21 protein-coding genes are annotated in these 21,402 nt (G+C 69.4%); 12 read left to right on the top strand and 9 right to left on the bottom strand.

The genetic code is table 11. The features are described 5' to 3' along the window. Positions 1–31: 31 nt before the first annotated feature. Positions 32–634, bottom strand: a complete 603-nt coding sequence (locus QE416_RS06705) for a hypothetical protein (RefSeq protein WP_307314633.1) — start codon at positions 632–634, stop codon at positions 32–34. Positions 635–921: 287 nt separating this feature from the next. Here QE416_RS06705 and QE416_RS06700 point away from each other — a divergent pair, with 287 nt between their 5' ends. Continuing rightward, positions 922–1,164, top strand: a complete 243-nt coding sequence (locus tag QE416_RS06700) for a helix-turn-helix domain-containing protein (protein WP_141376406.1) — start codon at positions 922–924, stop codon at positions 1,162–1,164. A 123-nt stretch (positions 1,165–1,287) separates the two neighbouring features. Here the strand turns inward: QE416_RS06700 and QE416_RS06695 are convergent, their stop codons facing one another. Next, a complete protein-coding gene (locus tag QE416_RS06695) occupies positions 1,288–2,025 on the bottom strand; it encodes an acetoacetate decarboxylase family protein (RefSeq protein WP_307314630.1) in 738 nt (245 codons plus the stop codon). A gap of 420 nt (positions 2,026–2,445) precedes the next feature. Between QE416_RS06695 and QE416_RS06690 the strand changes: the two genes are divergently transcribed. From QE416_RS06690 to QE416_RS06680, 3 genes are all read left to right on the top strand, one after another. Then, positions 2,446–3,018: a hypothetical protein gene (locus QE416_RS06690; protein WP_307314629.1), complete on the top strand. Its 573-nt coding sequence runs from the start codon at positions 2,446–2,448 to the stop codon at positions 3,016–3,018. Positions 3,019–3,065: 47 nt separating this feature from the next. Continuing rightward, entirely contained in the window at positions 3,066–3,749 is a 684-nt protein-coding gene (locus QE416_RS06685; RefSeq protein WP_307314626.1) for a signal peptidase I, read from the top strand. A gap of 94 nt (positions 3,750–3,843) precedes the next feature. After that, positions 3,844–4,266 carry a response regulator transcription factor gene (locus QE416_RS06680; protein WP_141376398.1) on the top strand — a complete coding sequence of 141 codons (423 nt, stop codon included), beginning with the start codon at positions 3,844–3,846 and terminating at the stop codon, positions 4,264–4,266. Positions 4,267–4,407: 141 nt separating this feature from the next. Here the strand turns inward: QE416_RS06680 and QE416_RS06675 are convergent, their stop codons facing one another. Next, positions 4,408–6,945, bottom strand: coding sequence for a bifunctional lysylphosphatidylglycerol flippase/synthetase MprF (locus tag QE416_RS06675; protein ID WP_307314623.1), 2,538 nt, complete (start codon positions 6,943–6,945; stop codon positions 4,408–4,410). 120 nt (positions 6,946–7,065) lie between these two features. Further along, positions 7,066–8,274, bottom strand: coding sequence for a cation:proton antiporter (locus QE416_RS06670; RefSeq protein WP_307314621.1), 1,209 nt, complete (start codon positions 8,272–8,274; stop codon positions 7,066–7,068). A gap of 153 nt (positions 8,275–8,427) precedes the next feature. On the opposite strand from QE416_RS06670, the gene QE416_RS06665 reads away from it, so the two are divergent. Further along, positions 8,428–9,102, top strand: coding sequence for a response regulator transcription factor (locus QE416_RS06665; protein ID WP_307314617.1), 675 nt, complete (start codon positions 8,428–8,430; stop codon positions 9,100–9,102). After that, positions 9,099–10,184 carry a sensor histidine kinase gene (locus QE416_RS06660; RefSeq protein WP_307314615.1) on the top strand — a complete coding sequence of 362 codons (1,086 nt, stop codon included), beginning with the start codon at positions 9,099–9,101 and terminating at the stop codon, positions 10,182–10,184. Before QE416_RS06665 ends, QE416_RS06660 begins: the two co-directional genes overlap by 4 nt. A 6-nt stretch (positions 10,185–10,190) precedes the next feature. On the opposite strand, the gene QE416_RS06655 is transcribed toward QE416_RS06660, so the two are convergent. The 5 genes from QE416_RS06655 to QE416_RS06635 all read right to left on the bottom strand — a co-directional run bounded on the left by QE416_RS06655 (position 10,191) and on the right by QE416_RS06635 (position 16,294). Further along, complete coding sequence (locus tag QE416_RS06655; protein ID WP_307314614.1) at positions 10,191–11,204, bottom strand: LacI family DNA-binding transcriptional regulator; 1,014 nt, start codon at positions 11,202–11,204, stop codon at positions 10,191–10,193. 223 nt (positions 11,205–11,427) lie between these two features. After that, positions 11,428–12,882 carry a GH1 family beta-glucosidase gene (locus QE416_RS06650; RefSeq protein WP_307314613.1) on the bottom strand — a complete coding sequence of 485 codons (1,455 nt, stop codon included), beginning with the start codon at positions 12,880–12,882 and terminating at the stop codon, positions 11,428–11,430. 29 nt (positions 12,883–12,911) lie between these two features. Further along, complete coding sequence (locus QE416_RS06645) at positions 12,912–13,817, bottom strand: carbohydrate ABC transporter permease (RefSeq protein WP_267789134.1); 906 nt, start codon at positions 13,815–13,817, stop codon at positions 12,912–12,914. Continuing rightward, the gene (locus tag QE416_RS06640) at positions 13,814–14,935 is read right to left on the bottom strand and encodes a carbohydrate ABC transporter permease (protein ID WP_307314610.1); all 1,122 of its coding nucleotides are present in this window, start codon (positions 14,933–14,935) and stop codon (positions 13,814–13,816) included. The genes QE416_RS06645 and QE416_RS06640 overlap by 4 nt, the downstream gene beginning before the upstream one ends. Before the next feature lie 84 nt (positions 14,936–15,019). Further along, positions 15,020–16,294 (bottom strand): ABC transporter substrate-binding protein, encoded by a 1,275-nt coding sequence (locus QE416_RS06635; RefSeq protein WP_307314607.1) that lies wholly within the window; start codon positions 16,292–16,294, stop codon positions 15,020–15,022. A gap of 234 nt (positions 16,295–16,528) precedes the next feature. Here QE416_RS06635 and purS point away from each other — a divergent pair, with 234 nt between their 5' ends. The 6 genes from purS (at position 16,529) to QE416_RS06605 (ending at position 21,270) form a co-directional block, all read left to right on the top strand. Next, positions 16,529–16,777 (top strand): phosphoribosylformylglycinamidine synthase subunit PurS, encoded by a 249-nt coding sequence (gene purS, locus QE416_RS06630; RefSeq protein ID WP_210072513.1) that lies wholly within the window; start codon positions 16,529–16,531, stop codon positions 16,775–16,777. Beyond that, positions 16,774–17,481, top strand: a complete 708-nt coding sequence (gene purQ, locus QE416_RS06625) for a phosphoribosylformylglycinamidine synthase subunit PurQ (protein WP_307314604.1) — start codon at positions 16,774–16,776, stop codon at positions 17,479–17,481. Before purS ends, purQ begins: the two co-directional genes overlap by 4 nt. Positions 17,482–17,568: 87 nt before the next feature. After that, positions 17,569–18,273 carry a GntR family transcriptional regulator gene (locus QE416_RS06620; protein ID WP_307314601.1) on the top strand — a complete coding sequence of 235 codons (705 nt, stop codon included), beginning with the start codon at positions 17,569–17,571 and terminating at the stop codon, positions 18,271–18,273. 101 nt (positions 18,274–18,374) lie between these two features. Further along, positions 18,375–18,869, top strand: a complete 495-nt coding sequence (locus QE416_RS06615) for an ureidoglycolate lyase (RefSeq protein ID WP_210072515.1) — start codon at positions 18,375–18,377, stop codon at positions 18,867–18,869. After that, positions 18,866–20,344, top strand: coding sequence for an FAD-dependent oxidoreductase (locus tag QE416_RS06610; RefSeq protein WP_307314597.1), 1,479 nt, complete (start codon positions 18,866–18,868; stop codon positions 20,342–20,344). Before QE416_RS06615 ends, QE416_RS06610 begins: the two co-directional genes overlap by 4 nt. Next, positions 20,341–21,270, top strand: a complete 930-nt coding sequence (locus QE416_RS06605; RefSeq protein WP_307314594.1) for a 2-hydroxyacid dehydrogenase — start codon at positions 20,341–20,343, stop codon at positions 21,268–21,270. Before QE416_RS06610 ends, QE416_RS06605 begins: the two co-directional genes overlap by 4 nt. Positions 21,271–21,402 lie beyond the last annotated feature (132 nt).

Genomic DNA, 21,402 nt, shown 5'->3' with positions numbered 1-21,402 from the left:
CCCGCAGATGCGGGCGCGCGAGGTGCGGGTGTTAAAAGCCCTGCTGAACGGCCTGGACGAGCAGGCTGAGGGGGACTGTTTGGCCCTGGTACTCATTCCCGACCGAGGCGGGCAAGTTCACCGTGAACGTCACCGTGGTGCTCTCACCCGGAGCCAAGGTCCCGAGGGAGTGCGAGTCGGAGTCACCCAAGCCGGACTCGACGGCCGAACCACTCGACCTCTCGCTCTTCCACACGATCTGTGTCGCGAGGGGGACGGCGTTATCGGTGCGTGCGATCGCGGTGAGGGTCACGGGCACGGTGGTGGAGTTCGTCACGGACGCGCGAACGACGGCAGGCTGACCGCCGGGTACGAGCTGGATCACTCCGCCGGCGAGAACGGTCGCGTCGATCTGCACATCAGATACCGAGATGACATCGCACCGTTCCGGAGCGGCATGCGCGGCCTGTGACGGGGAGAAGGCCCCCAAGAGCAAGATCACGCCCAGCACGCTCGACAGAGCGAGCCCCACGCCAGGCGCGGCCGGCGTGGAAGAGGGCAGCGCTTCACGGCGACGCCGACGCGCCCGGGCCAAAGCCATGACGCCACCCGCGAGAAGGACGAGCGCGATGGCGCAGGCGAGTATGACGTCCATGGGAGAGCCTGTTGCCGCAAGTCCGGACCCTCCCGAGGCCGTGATCGCGGGCGCTGCCGGGGAGGGCACGACCGGAACAAAACAATCCACAGAAGATCCTTTGGTATGAAACGGGTTGAAACGGACTCAGGTGGACCATAGCCGACGCTGACAGCCCCTAACAACTCTTTTCCGCCTCGAGCTCTACACCCGATGTAGTGCGCTTCACGCAAAATCGCGCCGGATCAGGCCGTTATTGGGCATGCTGCCCGTAAACTGTGATGAGTCTGTTACCCCCCGGGAGCGCCATGCCTAAGCACCTCGAGCACCTGTTCGCTGGATATCCGCCGATCCTTTCCGCCAGAGACGTCGCCGAGGTGCTCGGGTTGAACAGCAAGACCGTCTATGAGTACTTGCAGTCCGGCGAGCTGCCCGCGTACCACATCGGCTCGAAGTGGGTCATCGTGCGAGACGAGGTGGTCGAGTACATATCGAGCACCTCGAACGTGGCTGACCGGAGCACCCCTGAGGTGGCGACGCCCTCGAGCTGAACAGGATCGACGCTCGACTCCGTTCGCACGGGACGCTGAGGCGGCAGCGTCCGCGCAACGAGGAGAGCCAGCTGTAACGTCGCCGCGCGTTGCGAAGCCTGCCGCGCGGGCTCCCCGGGGAAGTCAGTAACGGTGCAGGACTTCCGTTTCGCCGATCGACCACGTGGTTTCGAATGTGTGGCACGAGTCGATGTGACGTACGGGCAGCTGATCGAAGGGGGCCATGATGTGGCCGTCGAGGGTAAGCCGCGACGGCACCCGGTAGGCTTCGCTGACCTCGAGCTTTGCGCTGCGCAACATGAAGAGAGTGGGCTTCGCCGGCTCGCCCAGTGCCGGCCGCCCGAGCACCTTCAGGAAGAATTTGGGGCGCTGCAGGAACTCGACGGCGTCGTCGGCGAACATCGGCTCGCTTCGGTAGCCCGCACTCCCGCGAACGACGACGGTATCGTTCACGGCCAACGAGAAGTTGCTCGCTCCGTCTCGGTGCACGATCGACCCCACGCCGTACAGCACGGGCTGCAGGTAGGCCTCACGGTTGTGGATGATCGAGGTCACGTTGTCCGTGTAGACCGCCTGGATGTAGTCCCCCACGACGCCTGCCGAGCTGACCGCTTCGATCGCCTGCGTCACTTCGAGGAGGGGAACATCCCCGTGCGAGTTGAAGAACTGCGTGAAGAACACGCTGGCGCGCGGAATCAGAGGCAGATGCAGGGGCTCCGGAAGGAGCTTGCGCGCGGCGTGCTCATCGGTCACATAATCGACGCGAAGAATGCTCCGGCGAATATTCGGCGCACCTGAGTAAGCGATGAACGGCACATTGGCAGGCGTGGTCAGCAGCTGCAGGACGTCGGAAGCTAGCACGCGAAGATTCTAAGGATCTGAACAACTTGCTCATAACGCCCCCACCGTGCGGGCCCCACCGCTAATATCCGGCGGCAATCAGCGCTCCCGGCACGCACGGGACGACCGCTCGTCGACCAGAAGACACGTGAACGTCATGGGCGTTGCGGACGGACCTGGTTCGACTCTCGCACTCTACGGACGAGGGCGCCGCGCGCACTTCGCGGGGCGTTCCCCCAAACAGACGGGACGATCGAGGCGATTCCTGCTATGGTGCGTTAGATCCGATACGCACCATTTTGATCCGTTATGTGTTCTTGCGAGAGTGAGCATGCGTCAGGAGGAGGCCCGGTCAGGTGCCGGAACCGTCGTCCGCGTGTCAGCCGACGAGTACTCGAGCTGCCGAGCGGCACCCACCCACACCCCAGAAGGAGCGGCGGCATGAGCATCGTCCGGCCGAACCCTCAGGGACCGCACACGGCCACGTCTGCTGTCGTTCTTCTCACGCTCGGCGTCGACCACGCTGCGCCGTCCTCGTCCGCCGTGACCCCCACCCCTGACTCGTGCACGCACGACACGATCCGTCTCGGACACACGGACGGCGGCCGCATCACCGCGCACACCACCTCTTCGCTCACCGCTCCGGCATTCGATGCGCAGGCGGACGTGTACGCATTCGCCATCGATGCGCACAATACGAGCGGCGAGGCGGTCGACTGGATTCTCGGTATTGAACTGCGCAGCAGTGCATCGGATGCGCGCGAAGTAACACTCGCCGCCAGCACGACCGACGGTGCCACGTGGTCAACACCGCTGACCATCGACACGTCCGGTAACCCGGCGTTCTGCGCCGTCTCGCCCCTCCTGCCCTCAGCGACCCAAACAGTGCACTTCCGCGTCCGGGTCCCCCGCCCCGCCGACATCACGCACCTCTGCCTCGAGGCATCGACCGCTCAGTCCTCCTCGCGCCCCGAACGTCCGCAACCGCGCGCGCGCCTGCTATCGCGCGTGTGACGCGCTCCACCCCACCGGCCATCACCCGATCCTCACCTGGAGGCACAATGCGCATCCTCTCCTTCCTCCGTTGGAGCATCGTAGGCGCGTTGCTCGCCCTCCTCATCGCCCCCGCCGCCATCACTCTGGCCACCGGGACCCAGCTCGTCGTCGTCGATGGGAAGTCCATGACGCCCACCTACGAGTTCGGCGACCTTGTTCTCATCGGCGACCCCCACCCCGACGACTTTCAACCCGGCCACGTCGTCACCGTCGGACGTCCCGACGGAAGCATGTATACCCACCGCATCCAAGAGATCACCGACGGTAAGGCCCTCCTGAAGGGCGACGGCAACACCGCGGCGGACCCCGACACGATCTCCTACGACCAGCTCGTAGGCGCCGTCCGCGGCCACATCGGCGGCCCGCTCGCCGCCGTTCTCGCCTACGTCCAAACCACCCCCGCGCGTATCAGCCTTGCCGTCCTCGTTCTCGCCCTTCTCCTGCTTCCCCTCGAACGTCGGCCCGCCGACGCCAAGGACGGCGAGGACGGCGAGGACGGGGGTCGGGAAGACAGCGATACCGACCCCGCGGACCAGAAGGACCCCCCGGCCACCTCGGCGGAGGACACGGACCGGGTGCTCGAGGACGTTTTCGGGCTCGCCGGAGACCGGCATCCCCACACCGAAAAGCCCTCCCTCCTGGCCCCCCAAGAACAGAACGGTCCCATACGGCGGCGGTCCCCGCAGTGATGACGAACGAACATCGACCCGTGGCCACTCCTCACGCCCCGATCCTCACGGACCGGGATCTTCACATCTCGCAGAAAGATCAACCGGTCACCTCATGACTCTTCTCGACAAGCGTTCAGAACCCACAAGCCCTTCGAACTTCTCTGCCTGCGCCACCGCTGTCGTCGTCGACGATGATCCGCACGTCCGGTCCGTGCTCACGCGAATCCTCGAGAGCGCCGGATACGCGACCGACGCCTTCGACAACGGCGCCGAAGGCGCTCGCGCGGCGCTGGCCATCCGCCCCGACCTGGTCACGATGGACCTGACCCTTCCCGGCATGGACGGTATCGAAGCCATTCGACGCATACGATCCGCCGGATCCAGCGCGCACATCATCGTCATCTCCGGCCTGCACGACGACGCCGACAAGGTCTCGGCCTTCGACGCCGGCGCGGACGACTACGTCACCAAACCCTTCCGCTCCCGAGAACTTCGAGCCCGCATAGACGCCGTCACTCGGCGCCTCAACCGCTGACTCGTATCCCCGCCCCGACGCCACCGAGCTCCACCGGAAAGAGGGCACGACCCGTCCAGGCTGGTGTCGAATCCCGCGGCACCCTTACTTGTGGCATCCCCGGTTCTGGTGACACCGCAAAACTCCGCCCCGCCCGACGCGTCAGCGCCCCGCGGCCTCCCGCGGCCGGCGCAACGAGGCGGCCATCTCTGCCGCCGAACGCAGTGTGAGCCCGGGGATGTAGCAGCGGACGAGGGCGATCGCGATGGCCGGGATCTGCGTGGCATCCGGGTAGATCATCCACAGGGGCGCGAAGTCGGGCTGGAACTTCTTCTTGAAGTTCGCCAGCGACCGGAACCCGTACGCCGGCTCGAGGAGCGCGCTGATGACGTCGAGGCCGCGGTCCAGGGCGCTGCGCTCGGCGTCGTCCCCGGTGGAGTGCCGCGCCAGGGGCGAACCCGACAGGCTCATCACCGTCATGCCGTCCTCACGGAGCCGCTCGACGGCCTGACCGATGAGGAACTCCATGACCCCGGGCATCGCGTCGTCGCGCCGACGCATGACGTCGAGGGCGTACCCGGCGATCGTGCCGTCGCGATGGATCGGTATCCAGCTCGTGAAAGCCGTGATGCGTCCCGATCCGTCGCGCGCCACGAGAAGGCGCACCTCGGGGTCGTCGAGCTGGTCGGTCGAGCCGAGGGTGAAACCCATCTCGGGGATCGTCTTGTCCGAGACCCAGGCCTCCGAGATGTCGCGGATCTGGCCGCGATCGAAGAACGACAGCTCGCTCCACCGGGCCCAACGCGAGGTCAGTCCCTCTCGCGCCGCGCGGTTGGTGGCCGTCCGGACGTCCTGTCGCTTCTTGCCGGCGGGAGTCCAGCTGCGCGGGTCGAGGAAGGCCTCCTCGGCGACCTGCAGCGACGACCAGCCCAGCGGGGCGAGCCGCTCGCGCTCGGCGTCGTCGACGCTGTAGAACACCGGCGTCCAGCCCTGCTCCTCGCAGAACGCGGCGAACTCCGCGCCGACGGAGGCGTCGTCCCGGTCGGGGCCGAAGGCACCGCCGAGCGTCACCGCGAAACCGCCGCGCACCCGGTAGGCGATCGCCGCCTCCGCGTCGGCGGCGAACCAGTAGACGTTCCCCTCCCACAGGGTCATGTGCCCGAGGGTGTCCCCCGATCCCGCTGCGAGCAGAGCCCGCGCGCGCTCGCGATCGGGTGCGGTCTCGGCGGCGCCGGAGCGGACCACGAAGCGCACGGCAGCGACCACGACGCTCAGCCAGAACAGCAGCGGCGGCAGGTACCACGCCGCCTGTGCGGCTCCGGTCATTGGGACGAAGACGAGGGCCTCGGGCGGCAGAAGCGACGGCGGGACGAGACGCAGGGGCAGAGTGGCGAGCACGGTGGTCACGTTCGGCCACGGCCGGAACTCGGCGGACGTCATCAGGATGCCGACCAGCGCCAGCGCCAGCGAGCCCAGGGCCGTGACGACGACCGTGCGCACGAAGATCCGGCGCACCCCGGGGGTCGATCGGATCTGCGCGGCGGCGCGGAAATGCACGAGAAGCACGGCGACCATCAGGGGAAGGGCGGCACCGACGACCATTCCCACGACCGTCTGCCAGACGTCGGCGACATCGTACGCGGCACGCACCGTCGCGAGCTGCTCGAGCGTGTCGGTCTCGCTCAGCAGCAGCAGGATGCTCATCGCCGCGAAGGTGAGGACGTTCACCCCCACGGCCAGGTGCAGGGCGCCGCGGCGCCCGCGCAGCACGCCCCAGGCGGCGATCAGCAGCACCAGCTGCGGGAGCGCGGCGATCCACCCCGAGGCGGGCTGGAGCTCGGCGTAGACCGAGGCGGAGGGCGGGCAGGGAGCGTTGGTCGAACCGATCGCGCAGACGACGCCGTCGGCCACGTTCAGCGGGTCGTACGACAGCCAGCTGTAGACCGACAGCACTCCCGCCCCCGAGCCCCAGAGGGTGGCCACGACCGGCCCGATGGCGGTGATGGCGGTGAGCGCGGCCAGCAGCACGCGCTTCTCGCGCAGGGAGCTGCGGGGAATGCCGACGGCCCGCGTCCCCCCGAGCACGAGGCCGGCCGCCATGCCGACGGGCAGGGCGATGAGCGTGTAGAGGTCGGACGCCGAGGCCGCGTAGAGGAACATGGTCACGGCGAGGACCACGCCGCCGATGCGGATGCGCCGGCGCCACAGCGGCGAGGCGAAACAGCTCGCGGCGATCGCGACGCACAGCAGCGCCGCAACCGGCGGTGCCCCCGTGTCGGGGGTGACGTTCAGCGAGACCTCGGGGATGACGTTGTCCTCGAACCAGCCGATGACCTCGCCGACCGCGCAGACGACGAGCCCGCCGCCCACGAACGCCGCGAGCAGACGTCGCGTGCCCAGGAGCCCCTCCGCAGCGCCGCACGTCACCAGGGTCAACAGCACGGTGACGGCGAGCACGAGCGGGTCGTCGACCCGCACCAGGGCGAGCAGCATGTCGCGCAGGTCGAAGGGACCGGCCTCGAAGGTGCTCTCCGTTGCGATCGTCACGGTGCTGACCACGAGGATCGCCAGTGTCACCCCGAGCGTCCCGGTGCGACGCCGGAGCAGTCCGGGGACATCCCACCGCGGGACGCGGTTCACGGGCCGCGTCCCCGGCGTCGTCTCGGGCGCTGCCTGCGCCTTGTCCATCACCGCGACCATCGGTCCTCCCCGAGCGTGCGCATGCCGACCCCCGGCATCCTGTCCATACTCGCGAGATGCCCCGGGACGCCGCATCGCCCGGTCGGCCCCCTCCTCTGGCCGATCGGGTGGTCCGACCGGTCAGGCGGCGGCGACCCGCCCGGGCCAGAACCGGCGCACCAGGAGCGGTCCCGCGATGCCGTGCAGCACCACGCTGCCGAGCACGACCATGCAGGTCGCCGCCAGCACGAGGAACCCCTCTTCTCCGGGCAGGGCGTTCGCGGCGATGAGACCGAAGACGATGGATGCCGCGCCCCGAGGACCCATGGCGGCGACGAAGAACCGCTCCTTGCGTGTGGCCTCGGTGCCGATCAGCGCGAGCAGCACGGGCAGGAACCGCCCCACCGTCAGGGCCACGAGAGCGAGGACGATCGCGGGCCACCAGTCGTAGGTCTCGCTGAGCAGAACGATCGAGGCGAAGCCGAAAGCCAACCACAACAGCAGGTTGAGCAGCCAGGAGAGGTCGTCCAGCAGAGAGATCTCGACGGAGGGGACGCCACTCGCCCCGCGCGCGAGACGCAGGGCGACGCCCGCGACAAAGACGGCGACGAACCCGTTGCCCTGCAACGCGACGGCGAGGCCGAAAACGATCAGGGGCGTGGCGATGAAGGCGATACGCATGCTCTGGGGCTCGGTCCGTCCTCGCCCGTCGGCGAAGCGCATCGCTCCCCCGATCGCGGCCCCCGCGGCAGCCCCGACGAGGATCGCGATGAGCCCCGCGGGGGCGGCCACCGCGAACGCACGTCCGGCGTCGCCCGTCGTCCCCGCGGAGGCGAAGGCCACCGCACCGAGCAGGAGCGGCGAGACCAGGCCGTCGTTGTACCCGCTCTCGACGTTGAGCCACCGCCGTACCCGCGCCGGAACGCGGTCGTCGCGCACGATCGAGGTCTCGGGCGAGAAGTCGGCGGGCACCGAGATGCACGCGATCGCCAGGATCACCGCCACCGACAACCCCAGCGGCAGGATCAGACCGACCGCCAGCACGAGGACGAGCGACAACGGCAGGCCGATGCCAAGCAGCCGCGCCGGCACCCCGGTGAAGTGCGAGCGGAAGGAGCCGCGAACCTCCAGCGCGTCGACGAAGAGCAGGTAGGCCAGCACGATCTCGGCGAAGAAGAGCGTGGCCTTCGACTCGAGGAACAGCTCGCCCTGCACCGGCAGCAGCGCGCCCCCGAGCAGGCCGAGAGCGGTCATCACGATCGGTCCGTTGACCGTGGCCTTCCGGAAGACGCGGCTCCACAGCGCCCAGACGAGCAGGGAGCAGCCGACGACGAGCAGGGGGACGGACACGGCGAGAACTCCTGGGTAGGGGATGGGACGGGAGCCAGTCTGTTCGACGCCCGGGCCCGCGACCGGGGGCTGACCGGGTACCGTCCGCGTCCGGTTGGGTACATCGGATGCGCCCCCTGTCTCGACGGCGCCCGGAGTCCCTAGCCTGGTCGCATGGCATCCATCGCCTCTCCGGTCATCCGTGTCGCCGTCATCGACGACGAGGCACTCATCCGCTCCGGCTTCTCGCACATCCTCAGCGCCGCCGACGACATCGAGGTCGTGGCGACCGCCGACGGCGTCCAGGCGATGGAGGTCCTCGCCGAGGCGCGTCCCGACGTGGTGCTGCTCGACATCCGGATGCCGGGACGAAACGGTCTCGAGGTGCTCCGCGACATCCGCCGGGCGGGGTGGAACGTGACGGTGGCGATCCTGACCACCTTCGACTCCGACGATCACATCGCGTCGGCCCTCGACGCGGGCGCGGCCGGGTTCCTCGTGAAAGACACCGACCCGCGTCAGCTCCCCCAGCTCGTGCGCACCCTCCACGGCGGTGGGGTGGTGTTCTCGCCCACCGTCAGCCGCGCCGTGGTGGCCGGATACCTGCGCCCCGAGCCCGCGGCCGACACCCACCTGGTCGACGCGCTCAGCTCGCGCGAGCGCGAGATCCTCGTGCAACTGGGGCGCGGACTGTCGAACATCCAGATCGGCGCCGAGATGTTCCTGAGCCCCGCCACCGTGAAAGCGCACATCAGCACGATCCTCGGCAAGCTCGGCGTCGACGGGCGCGTGCAGGCGGCTCTCGTGGCGGAGCGGGCGGGCCTGCTGCGCGACGAGGAGGCACGATGAGGCGCCGCGATGTCCTGATCGATCTCGGCCTCGTCGCCGTGGCCGCCCTCGACGGCGTGCTCGGTCTCTACACGACCGACCTGCTCGAGCTGGTGCTGACCCTGGTCGGAGCCGCGGGCCTGCTGCTGCGCCGCAAGATCCCCCTGCTGTCCCTGGCGCTGGCGCTTCCCGCCCTCTTCCTCACCGGCGGACCGATCGCGTCGGTGATAGCCCTCTACACCGTCGCGAGCGCGGCGACCGGAATGGCCTGGCTCGTCGTCGCGTCCGCCCTCACCTTCCTCGGACTCGGCCTGTCGTGGGACACCTTCACCTCGGTCAACGACCACGTGCTCGCCATCGTCTACGCGACGATGACCTCGGGCGGCGCCGTGGCGCTGGGCCGCCTCCGACGCAACCAGAGCAGGCTGACGGCGAGTCTCGACGAGCTGCGCCGCGCCCGCGCCGACGAGAACCGCCGCGTCGCCCGCGAGGCCGTCGCGGAGGAGCGCGCCCACCTCGCGCGGGAGATGCACGACGTCGTCTCGCACCAGGTGAGCCTCATCACCGTACAGGCGGGTGCCCTGATGGTCCGCGCCGACGATCCCGATGTCGTCGAGACGGCCGACACGATCCGTACGCTCGCCTCCACGACCCTCGCCGAGCTGCGTCAGATGCTGCTGGTGCTCCGCGCCGACGGACCGGAGGCCGCACCGCTCGGCCCCCAGCCGACCCTGCGCCACCTCGATGAGATCCTGCACCCCGCCGACCTCGATATCGAGGCCCGCATCGACCTGCGCGAAGGGCTCGCACCCGCGACCCAGCGAGCGGTCTACCGCACGATCCAAGAGGGGCTCACGAACGTGCGAAAACACGCGCCCGGGTCGCGCGTGACCGTGACCGCGACGAGCACCGACACCGGTGGCGTGCGGGTGGTCCTGCGCAACGCCGCCTCCCCCGCCCCGCGCCCCGACCCCGCTCCCACGGCGCACCTCGGTCACCTCGGGCTCTCGGAACGCGCCCACATGCTGGGGGGCTCGTTCCGCGCCGGTCCCATGGCCGACGGCGGCTACGAGATCGACCTGCGCCTGCCGGCCGGTCCCTGACGGGCCTCAGGCCGAGGCGCGCTGCACGAGCTCTATCGGCAGAATCGTCGCGTGAGCCGCGGGACGCCCGGCGAGGATGTCCAGCAGCACGGATGCCATGTGCCGGCCCTGCGTCAGCGACGGCTGCCGGACCGTGGTCAGCGACGGTGTGACGGCGGTCGACACCGCCGAGTCGTCGAAGCCCATGACGGCGACGTCGCGCCCCGGCTCGAGGCCCTTGTCGCGCAGCACCGTGTAGACGCCGCGAGCCATGAGATCGCTCGCGACGAAGACCGCCTCGGGGGTGACCCCGTTCGAGAGGATGCGGTTCATCGCCAGCGCCCCGCCCATCTCGGTGAAGTCCCCGTTCTCGATCGCCACCGGCTCCAGCCCCGCCTCCGCCATCGCGTTGCGAAAGCCCTGGAGGCGGTCGATGCCCGCGGGCATGTCCGACGGGCCCGACACCGTGGCGAGACGGCGGTGACCGCGCGCCAGCAGATAGGCGGTGGCGACCCGGCCACCCTCGACGTTGTCGACATCGACGTAGTAGTCGTCGGCGCGGATTCGCGCGGGGCGCCCGCCGTAGACCACGGGGACGACGTCGGCGACGCGGTCGAGGAAGGTGTCGCTCGTGTGGTGCGAGGCGACGATCGCCCCGTCGACGCTTCCGCCACGGAGGTACCCGAGCGCCTTGGCGCTGACGTCGTCGCTCGCGATGAGCATGTTCATGATGTAGTCGGACTCGCCGATGACCTCGCCGATCCCCGCGACGATCGAGGCGAAGAACGGGTCGCCGAAGAAGCGGTCGGTCTGCTCGGGGATCACCAGGGCGATCGCCCGGGTCTGGCGGCTGGCGAGCGAGCGTGCCGCACGGTTGGGCACGTACTGCAACTCGTCGATCGCGCGGCGCACGGCCTCGAGAGCGGAGGGCGAGACGGCGGAGGAGCCGTTGACGACTCGCGACACCGTCGAGCGCGAGACTCCGGCACGCGCCGCGACCTCTTCGATCGTGGCGGCACCCCGCACGGATGCGAGATCCATCGCTCCCCTTCTTCAGGACGGCCGCGTTCTCCGGCGCTCGGCTGGCCGGATGCACCCCGCGCTGATGCGAGCGTACTGCGGTGTCGCCGGGGATCGCACCGGCACCGGCGCGGATCCCCTGCGGCCCACGCGGTACGCCGGCCACCCGTGGCCGCCGCATCGCCTCACGCCGCGAATGCGAGGGCCCGGCCGCAGACGCGCGACCGGGCCCTCGCGGCCAACGTCAGCGGACGACGACCGGCTCCAGCGCGCGATCCGCGATCACCCGCGCGTAGGCGAGCCCCGAATCCTTGATCGTGCGCTCCTGCGTGGCGTAGTCGACGTAGACGATCCCGAAACGCTTCTCGTAGCCCCACGCCCACTCGAAGTTGTCCATCAGCGACCAGTAGAAGTAGCCGCGCACGTCGACGCCCTCGTTCACGGCATCCAGAACCGCCGCGAGGTGCGCCTCGACGAACTCCACGCGCTCGACGTCGTGCACGCGCGGCTCGTCGCCCTCGGTGTTCAGCTCGTCGTCGAACGAGGCGCCGTTCTCGGTGACGAAGAGGGCCACGCCCGCCTCCGCCGCGTAATCCTCGCTGACCCGCTGGAGCAGACGCGTGAGCCCCTCGGGCTGCACCTCCCAGTGCATGTTGGTGCGAGCGAGACCGCGATCGTGCCAGTACAGGTTCTCGTGTGCGGGGAAGGGCTTGCCGACCGGGCGCGAGGTGGGAGCATCTCCCGCGGGCGGGTCGATCTCGGGCGCAGTACCCCCGACGAACTCGCCGTGGTAGTAGTTCACGCCGAGCGAGTCGATGGGCGTCGAGATGATGTCGAGGTCACCGGGCTGCACGGCCTCCTGCCAACGTGCCACCGCCTCGGCGTCCGTCTTGCGGAAGTCCTTGATGATGTCGGCGGGGTACTCGCCACGGAAGACGGGGTCGAGGAACCAGCGGTTGAACTGTCCGTCGACGCGACGTGCGGCGTCGAGGTCGGCGGGGTTCGCCGGGTCGACGGCATCCGCCACCGTGAGGTTGAGCGTGAGCCCCAGGTTCAACGAAGAGTCGCGGGCACGGAGCTCGCGCACGGTCTGTCCGTGGCCCAGCAGCAGGTGGTGGGCGGCGAGCATGCCCTCGGCCTGGGAGTAGTGCCCGGGTGCATGGATGCCGGCGGTGTAGCTGAGGAACGACGAGCACCACGGCTCGTTGAGCGTCGTCCAGACGTTCACCCGGTCGCCGAGCGCGTCGTGCATGTCGAGCGCGTACTCGGTGAACTTCTCGCTCGTGGAGCGGACGGTCCAACCGCCCTCGTCCTGCAGCGCCTGCGGCAGGTCCCAGTGATAGAGCGTGAGCCAGGGCAGGATGCCGGCATCCAGCAGCTCGTCGACGAGGCGCTTGTAGAAGTCGACGCCCTTCGCGTTGACAGCGCCGCCGTCGGGCCGCACGCGCGACCACGAGGTCGAGAAGCGGTAGGTCTGCAGACCGAGCTTCTTCATCAGCTGCACGTCGCCGGCGTAGCGGTGGTAGTGATCGCACGCGACATCGCCGTTGTCGGCGTTGATCACGGCATCGGGCACACGGCTGAACGCGTCCCAGATCGAGGCCGTGCGGCCGTCTTCGAAGGCCGCCCCCTCGATCTGGTACGCCGCGGTGGCAGCGCCGAAGAGGAAACCTTCGGGGAACGAACGGGTGTGGGACATGGTTCGGGTTCCTTCCATGGGCGCGAGGGTCATCCCTTGACCGCCCCTTGCATGATGCCACTGACGAGCTGCTTGCCCGCGAAGACGAACAGCAGCAGCAGCGGGATCGTCGACAGCAGAACGCCCGCGAGGACGATCGAGTAGTCGACGAAGTAGTTGGACTGCAGGAGCGACAGGGCCACCGGCAGTGTGGGGTTCTGGCGGTCGAGCACGATGAACGGCCAGAAGAAGTTGTTCCACGCGCTCACGAAGGTGAACAGCCCGAGCATCGCCGCGGCGGGGCGCGCGGCGGGGACGCCCACCGTGAGGAACGTGCGGAACGAGGTCGCGCCATCCACGCGCGCGGCCTCGATCAGCTCGTCGGGCACGGACTGACGCAGGTACTGCGTCATCCAAAAGACGCCGAAGGCGCTGGTCAGTGCCGGGATGATGATGGCACCGAGCTGGCCGGTCCACCCGAGCTCGCTGAACAGGATGTACAGCGGCACGACGCCCAGCTGCGTCGGCACGGCCATGGTCGCCACGACGAAGACGAGCAGCCACGGGCCGCCGCGGAACTTCAGCTTCGCGAACGCCCACCCCGCGAGGGTCGAGAAGAAGACCACGGATGCCGCGATCAGGCCCGAGCTGATGATCGAGTTCACCAGCGCCGGCCAGAAGTTGACCGCGGGGTCGCCGATGACGGACGCGGCGTTGGCGAAGAAGTTGCCGCCGGGGATCCATGACCGATTCGCGTCGCGGATCGTCGATGAATCGCCCGAACCGATCAGCAGCGACCAGTAGAAGGGGAACAGGCTCGCCATCAGCACCGCGCCGAGAGCGGCGTAGACGATCCAGCCCGGGCGGGAGCCGCGCACGGGGCGCGGACGGCGGCGGACGGGGCCGGGGGCGTTCGGATCGACGATCGGGACGGGGGCGGGGCTCACGGCGGTCATCGGCGGGTCTCCTGTCGTGCGGCGCCGCCTCGGGACGCGTCGGTGTCTCGCGGGGGCGCCGGGGTAGCGGCATCCGCCCTCACTCGGGCTCTCGCCGCTCGCGCCTGCGCTCGGGCGTCTCGACGGGAACGGGTGTCACCGCGACCACCGTCGTCGCGCACGAGCGAACGCGTGACGAACAGGTTGATCGCGCCGATGGCGAGGATGAGCAGGAAGAGGATCCACGCGAGTGCCGCGGCGCGGCCGAAGTTCCACTCGCCCCAGCCGACGTTGTAGAGCCACAGGGTCACGGTGAGCCACTGGTTGTCCGCCCCGCCCGTGCCGTACTGGTCGTACATGCGCGGCTCGTCGAAGATCTGCAGGCCGCCGATGGTGGCGGTGATGATGACGAAGACGAGGGTCGGCTTGAGGCTCGGCAGGGTGATCGAGAAGAACTGGCGGATCTTGCCGGCGCCGTCGACGGTCGCGGCCTCGTAGTACTCCCGCGGAATGGCCTGCATCGCCGCGAGCAGGATGAGGGTGTTGTAACCGGTCCAGCGGAAATTGACCATCGTCGCGATCGCGATGTGGCCGGCGAAGGCGTCGGAATGCCACGGCACGGCCGGAAGACCGAGATTCTGCAGGGTGGTGTTCACCACGCCGTACTGGTCGCCGAACATGTTGCTGAAGATGAGGGCCACGGCGACGGGGGCCATCACGTACGGCACGAGCACGCTCATGCGCCAGAAGGTCTTGGCGCGGATGTTCTGGTCGAGCATCGCGGCGATGAAGATCGCGAGGACGAGCTGCGGGACGCTCGAGAGCAGGAAGATGCTGAAGGTGTTGCGCAGGGCGATCCAGAACTTGGGCTGCGAGAGCACCCAGGCGTACTGGTCGAAGCCGATGAACTCGCCCGAGTTGCGAACCAGATCCCAGTCCATGAACGAGATCACCGCGGTGTAGGCGATGGGGAACAGACCCGTGATCGCGAACAGGATGAAGAACGGCGAGATGTAGAGATACGGCGAGAGCTTCAGGTCCCACGCGCTACGGCGCTGACCGAAGCCGAGGCGCCGTGGCCGGCGGTCCCCGGCCGGGGGCTGCGCCGGCCGCGTGGGCCGTTCGAGAGTGCTTGTCACGGTGGTGTCTCCTCCTCGAGACGAGCGGGACGGATGCCGGGGCTCGAGGCGCGGGGCCCCGGCATCCGCTCGCTACAGGTCAGGTCAGGACAGGGCGTCGACCTCGGTCGCCCACTGCTTCCACGAGGTGGCGGCATCCTGCGTTCCGTCTTCCACTCGCGTGAGCGCCTTCTGCATGGCGTCGTTGATCTGGAAGTAGAAGGTGCCCTTGTACGGCGAGACCTTGACGGCCTGCGCGCGCTCGGAGAGCATCTCGCCCACGGGGGCGTTGTTGAAGTACTCGTTCGTGTTGCCGAGCAGCGCGTCCGCCTTGAGGGCGTCGGTCTGGCTCGGGAAGGTCCCGGCGTTCTCGAACGCCTTCATCTGGGTCTCGGGGTCGGTCAGCCAGTCGGCGAGCTCCTGGGCGGCTTCGACGTTCTTGCCGTTACCGGGGACGGTCAGGTACGACCCGCCCCAGTTGCCGGCGCCGCCGGGGAAGACGTTCGCGATGTCCCAGCCCTTGACCTCGGGGGCGTTGCCCTCGATGACGCCGAGCATCCAGCCGGGGCAGAGCATGGTGGCGAAGGCGCCGTTCGAGAGCCCCGCGAACCAGTCGTCCGACCACTGGCCCAGGTGCGCCGACTGCGTGGCGCTGGCCTTCAGGACCTGGTCGTAGATCTTCTTCACGTCGGGGTTGCTCGTGGCGGTGATCTCGCCGTTGTCGGGGTTCTCGTATGCGGCCTCGACCTGGTTGATCGCGCCCTGGTAGGTGCCGCCTGCGGAGTCGAAGAAGGCCTTGCCGGTCGCGGCGACGTAGGTGTCGCCCGCGGCGAAGTAGGTCGACCAGTCGCCCTGGAGCATCTTGGCGACCTCGGCCCGGTCGGTCGGGAGGCCGGCCGCGGCGAAGAGGTCGGAGCGATAGCAGACGCCTTCGGGGCCGATGTCGGTGCCGTAGCCGACGAGCTTTCCCTCGGGGCTGGTGGCGGCCTCGACCTTGTAGTCGAGCCACCGGCTCTTGAGGTCGTCGGGCACCGGAGCCAGCAGGTCGGCGTACTCCATGACCTCGGGTAGCCAGTCGACCTCGATGGCCTCGATGTCGGCGAGGCCGGTCTTGCCCAGCTTCTGGAAGTAGTTCTCGCGGGCCTCGTTGCTGGTCGCGGCCTTGTTGTGCACGATCTTCACGTTCGGGTGCGCGTCCATGTACTCCTGCAGGAGCGCGTCGGTGTAACCGAAGTCGTTGAAGGTGGCGATGGTGAGGGTGACGTCACCATCACCGCCCGAAGCGGAACCCCCGGTGCCGGAGCAGCCGGCGAGGACGAGGGCAGAGGTCGAGGCGACGGCGGCGACGAGAGCCACCCGGCGCAGGGCACGATTTTTCACAGATCACTCCTTTGTGGTGGGTGCTGACCGGCGCTGGCGAGGGCTCCCCGCGACCGCGCGTGGGAGCGCTCTCACCGATCGGGGATGACGCTATGGGATCGCTCCCACGCGGTCAAGAGGACGCTGTGAGATCGTTATGAAGCCCCGCCCCCTCGGCCCGGTCCGCCGTAGCGGGCGCCATCGGCCGCTCGCGTAGACTGGCCTTCACAACGCCACCCGACTCTTGGAGCTGCAGTGCCCACCATCGTCGTCGACGTCATGCCCAAGGCCGAGCTTCTCGACCCGCAGGGAAAGGCCGTGGCCGGCGCCCTGTCGCGTCTGGGCGAGCACCGCTTCTCCGACGTGCGCATCGGCAAGCGCTTCGAACTGACCGTCGAGGGCGAGGTCGACGAAGCCACGCTCGCGCGGGCGCGCGAGCTCGCCGACGAGATGCTCTCGAACGCCGTCATCGAAGACGTCGTCAACGTCGAGGTGGTCGAGTGACCGCTCGCATCGGGGTCATCACCTTCCCCGGTTCGCTCGACGACCGCGACGCGCAGCGCGCCATCCGTCTCGCGGGCGGCGAGCCCGTCGCCCTCTGGCACGGCGAGCACGACCTGAAGGGGGTCGACGCCCTGGTCCTGCCCGGCGGCTTCAGCTACGGCGACTACCTGCGTGCCGGCGCGATCGCCGCCTTCGCGCCGATCATGGCCGAGGTGAAGGACGCGGCCGGCAAGGGCATGCCCGTGCTCGGCATCTGCAACGGCTTTCAGATGCTCGTCGAGGCGCACCTGCTGCCCGGGGGCCTGATCCGCAACGCCCACCAGCAGTTCATCCGCCGCGACCAGCGCCTGCGCGTCGAGAACGCCTCCACCGCGTGGACCAGCGACTTCGCCGAGGGCGAAGAGATCGTCATCCCCCTGAAGAACGCCGACGGCGGATACATCGCGGATGCCGAGACCCTGGCGCGCGTGAACGGCGAGGGCCTCGTGACCTTCCGGTACGTCGGGGTGAACCCCAACGGCTCGCTCGACGACATCGCCGGCCTCACCAACGACCGCGGCAACGTCGTGGGTCTCATGCCGCACCCCGAGCACGCGGTCGAGCCGGGCTTCGGCCCGGGTACCTCTGCGGCGATGCGTTCGGGCGTCGACGGCCTGGGCTTCTTCACCTCGGCCATCGCCGCTGTCGTGGGCGCCGCAACCTGATCCCAGCCGCGGTCTCGTTCGGAGCGTTCGCGACTCCCGTGGCCGGCGGGGGCGGTCGTCCCGGCATCCATCGGGGAAGATGAGTCCGTGCGCGTACCCGATCCCGATCCGATCATCGAGGGCATCCTCAACCTGTGGAGCAGCGAGGCAGTAGCGCTGCCCTCCGAACCACGCCTCGCCGAGATCCTCGGCGCGAGCCGCAACTCGGTGCGCGAAGCGCTGGTGCGCCTCGAAGAGCGCGGATACGTGCACCGCACGCAGGGCGCGCGAACCACCCCGAACCGTCGCCTCGCGGGGGTGGGCCGCCGGATCGACCAGCAATTCGACCACTCCCTGTCGATCCGCTCCGCCGGTTACGAGCCGTCGCTGGAGCTCGTGTCGTCCGACCGTCTCGAGCTCACCCCCGGGGCACACCGCTTCGACGACCTGCCCGATGACACCACGGTGCTGCGCACGGTCAAGATGTGGCGCGCAGACGGAGCGCCCTACGCCCTGGCGGAAGACCTCGTGCCCGTGGGGCGCGACGTCGAGCTCGACCCACGCCGGCCGGTGTTCGATCTCGCTGAGAAGGCCAACGGCATCCGGGTCGCGTGGGAGACGATGTGGATCGATGCGATCGCTCTCGAGGCCGAGCGCGCAGCGATCCTCTCCGCCGAGCCGGGCACCCCGGTCATCGAGATGACCTACTGCGGGTACGGCGCCGACGACGCGATCGGGTACTGGTCGCGCGAGGTGCAGCTGCCCGCGCCGGAGGGGCTCCGCAACGCCCTGATCCGCCGGGTGCGCTCGTGAGCGTTTCGCCGGCGTAACAGTGCGGTGAACATGTCGGACAAGTTGCTCCTCTGCTTGTTGGACAAGCGTACGGTCGGATTACCCGACGAAAGCGAGCCGCCATGTCCGACACCCTCACCGTCCATCGCCTCACCGCCGAGATCGTGACCCCCGCGTCGTTCGACCCCTTCGGTGTCGTCCTGACGCCGATGGAAGACGGCACTCCTTTCACCGCGGAGGAAGCCGTGCTCGACGTGTCGAACGGCATCCCGCGCTTCTATCTGATGCACCTCGACGACAAGACGCCGGAGTTCGTGCGCGTGACCCGCCACCTCGAGACCACCCAGACGCTCATGTCCGTCGGCGACGTCGAGTGGACGATCGCCGTCGCCGCTCCCGGTATCGAGGCCCCGGCCCTCGACGACCTCCGCGCCTTCCGCATCCCGCCGCGCACGGCCATCACGATGCGCAAGGGCACCTGGCACGCCGGGCCCTTCTTCGCCGAGCCGAGCATGGACTTCGTCAACCTCGAGCTCGACGACACCAACGTCACCGACCACCACAACCACCGCTTCGACGACACCCTCGGCGTTCGCGTCGTGATCGACGGCGAGTGAGCGTGCTGACCCCGCTCCCCGATTCCGCCGCCCGCCTCGCCGCGCTCGAACGAGAGGCCGCGCACCAGAGCGCACTCAGCGCCGGTGACGGACGCTCCTGGGTCGGTGCGCGAGACGGCATCCGTCCCGTCGTGATCGTGGGCGCGGGGCAAGCCGGGCTCGTCCTGGCGCGCGGGCTCAGACGCCGCGGGATCGACGACGTCGTGGTGATCGACGCCGCCCCCGCCGATGCGGCCGGCCCCTGGACCACCTACGCGCGCATGCACACGCTGCGCACCCCCAAGGACATCGCGTGGCCCACCTGGGGGACCCCCGCCGTGAGCCCCCGCGCCTGGTTCGAGGCCGTGTACGGCCTCGCCGCGTGGGACGCGATCGAGTACTTCCCCACGATCGCGTGGCAGGGCTTCCTGCGGTGGTACCGGGAGGTGTCCGCCCTCACGGTGGTGCCCTCGACCCGCGTGCGTTCGCTCACGCCGACGAGCGCGAACGGCCCGATCGAGATGCACCTTGAGGGGCCCGACGGCGAGTGGATGCTGCCCGCTCAGCACGTCGTGCTCGCCACGGGCATCGAGGGGGCCGGAGGTCGGCACATCCCCGCCCCCCTGCGCGAGCTCCCCGCCGATCGCGTGCATCACACGCACGAAGCGATCGACTTCGGGGCGCTCGCGGGGCTGCGCGTCGGCGTCCTCGGCGCGGGCACCGGGGCGTTCGACAACGCCGCCACCGCCCTCGAGCATGGCGCGGCCAGCGTCGACGTGCACATGCGCCGACCGGCGATGCCGCAGGTGAGCCCCTACCGCTGGATGGAGTTCGCCGGTCTCATCGAGAACTACGGCTCCTTCACCGACCAGCAGAAGTGGGCGTTCAACGTCCACCTGTCGGCGGTCGACCAGCCGGCCACGCAGAACGCCCTCTGGCGCGCCCACGCCTTCGACTCCTTCCGCTTCCTCACGTCGTCGCCGTGGGAGCGCGTGGAGTGGACGGGCAGCGAGATCGCCGTGACGACTCCGCATGGCATCCATCACTACGACGTCGTCCTGGCGGCAACGGGGATCGTCTCCGACCTCGCGCAGCGCCCCGAGCTGGCGGACGTCGCCGCGGATGCCGTGCTGTGGAGCGACCGGCTCGACCCCGCCTCCGCAGCCCAAAACCCCGGGCTCGCGGCGTTCCCGTATCTCGACGACGACTTCGGTCTCGTCAGCCGGAGCGCGCCGGAGGGCTCGGCACTGTCGCGGATCCACATGTTCAACCACGGCGCACGCCTGAGCCAGGGCATGCTCAGCCACCAGATCCCCGGCCTCGTCGGCGGGGCGACGAAGCTTGCCGCCGCCCTCTCGCGGCGGTTGTTCGTGCGCGACGCCGGCGCGCTGCTGCAGGAGTACCTGGCATACGACGTACCGGTCGGTGTGCACATCGGGCGCCGGGCGCAACCTCCCTCACCCGCCGAGGCGACGGGGGTAGCGTCTCTGCGGTGACGACTCCGACCCCCCTCCTCGTGTCCGTGCCCACCGACGAACTCCGCGCCGACCTGGGCGAGCTGCCCGACGGCGTCGAGGTAGTGGTGTGGGACATGACGGGACCGGCGCCGCGCGACCGTTTCGACATGGTCGTGCCGCCGTACATGTCGATGGACAACGTCATCGAGAGCCTCTCCGAGATCGAGGTCGGACTCGTCCAGGGCCAGTCGATCGGCTACGACAACGTGGAGAGGCGCCTTCCCGAGGGCATCGTCTTCGCCAACGCCTCGAGCGTGCACGAGACGGCCACGTCCGAGCTCGCCGTCACGCTGGCGTTGGCGGCGCAGCGACGTCTGCCCGACTTCGTGCGCGCCCAGGACCGCGGCGAGTGGACCGGCGGCGGCGCCCCGGGCCTCGCCGACGCCCGGGTGACGTTGCTCGGCTTCGGCGGGGTCGGCCGCGCGATCGCCGCGCGTCTGAAGCCGTTCGAGGTCGACCTCCGCGCCGTCGCCTCGCACGGCCGCCTGCAGGACGAGGTCGAGGTGTTCCCCCTCGGCAAGCTGTACGAGGTGCTCGCCGAGACCGACATCCTCGTGGCCTCGCTCCCCGGCGGCGAAGCGACGCGCCACGTCATCGACGACCGTGCCCTCTCGGCCCTGCCCGACGGGGCGCTCGTGGTGAACGTCGGTCGCGGCCCCCTCATCGACACCGACGCGCTCGTCGACCACGTGCGCCGGGGCCGCATCCGGGCTGCCCTCGACGTCACCGACCCGGAGCCCCTCCCCGAGGGCCACCCGCTGTGGAGCCTCGACGGCGTGCTCATCGCCCCGCACGTCGGAGGGGCGACGGATGCCATGCGCCCCCGCATCGCTCGCTTGGTGCGCCAGCAGATCGAGCGCCTGCACCGCGGCGAGGAGCCGGTGAACGTGGTGCTCGGGGGCTGATCGCCTCCTCGTCGCTGAAACGCCGTCAGGCGTCCCGTCGCCGCGCGCAACGTGCGACCGCGCGCAGCGTGCGACCGCGCGCAGCGTGCGCCCGCGCCACCAGTGCCGAGTGTCCAAGAAACCCGGACGCCG

Origin of the sequence: Microbacterium sp. SORGH_AS_0421 (genome assembly GCF_030818635.1) — a bacterium.
GTDB lineage: Bacteria > Actinomycetota > Actinomycetes > Actinomycetales > Microbacteriaceae > Microbacterium.
Note: the sequence above shows the minus strand (reverse complement) of the source record. Positions and strands in the feature narration are given on the sequence as shown.

Coding starts and splice junctions, on each gene's coding strand:
- QE416_RS06685 (WP_307314626.1), top strand. CDS start 3,066: ATGCGCATCCTCTCCTTCCTCCGTTGGAGCATCGTAGGCGCGTTGCTC.
- QE416_RS06680 (WP_141376398.1), top strand. CDS start 3,844: ATGACTCTTCTCGACAAGCGTTCAGAACCCACAAGCCCTTCGAACTTC.
- QE416_RS06660 (WP_307314615.1), top strand. CDS start 9,099: ATGAGGCGCCGCGATGTCCTGATCGATCTCGGCCTCGTCGCCGTGGCC.
- QE416_RS06615 (WP_210072515.1), top strand. CDS start 18,375: ATGTCCGACACCCTCACCGTCCATCGCCTCACCGCCGAGATCGTGACC.
- QE416_RS06675 (WP_307314623.1), bottom strand. CDS start 6,945: ATGGTCGCGGTGATGGACAAGGCGCAGGCAGCGCCCGAGACGACGCCG.
- QE416_RS06700 (WP_141376406.1), top strand. CDS start 922: ATGCCTAAGCACCTCGAGCACCTGTTCGCTGGATATCCGCCGATCCTT.
- QE416_RS06690 (WP_307314629.1), top strand. CDS start 2,446: ATGAGCATCGTCCGGCCGAACCCTCAGGGACCGCACACGGCCACGTCT.
- QE416_RS06645 (WP_267789134.1), bottom strand. CDS start 13,817: ATGACCGCCGTGAGCCCCGCCCCCGTCCCGATCGTCGATCCGAACGCC.
- QE416_RS06665 (WP_307314617.1), top strand. CDS start 8,428: ATGGCATCCATCGCCTCTCCGGTCATCCGTGTCGCCGTCATCGACGAC.
- QE416_RS06655 (WP_307314614.1), bottom strand. CDS start 11,204: ATGGATCTCGCATCCGTGCGGGGTGCCGCCACGATCGAAGAGGTCGCG.
- QE416_RS06705 (WP_307314633.1), bottom strand. CDS start 634: ATGGACGTCATACTCGCCTGCGCCATCGCGCTCGTCCTTCTCGCGGGT.
- QE416_RS06650 (WP_307314613.1), bottom strand. CDS start 12,882: ATGTCCCACACCCGTTCGTTCCCCGAAGGTTTCCTCTTCGGCGCTGCC.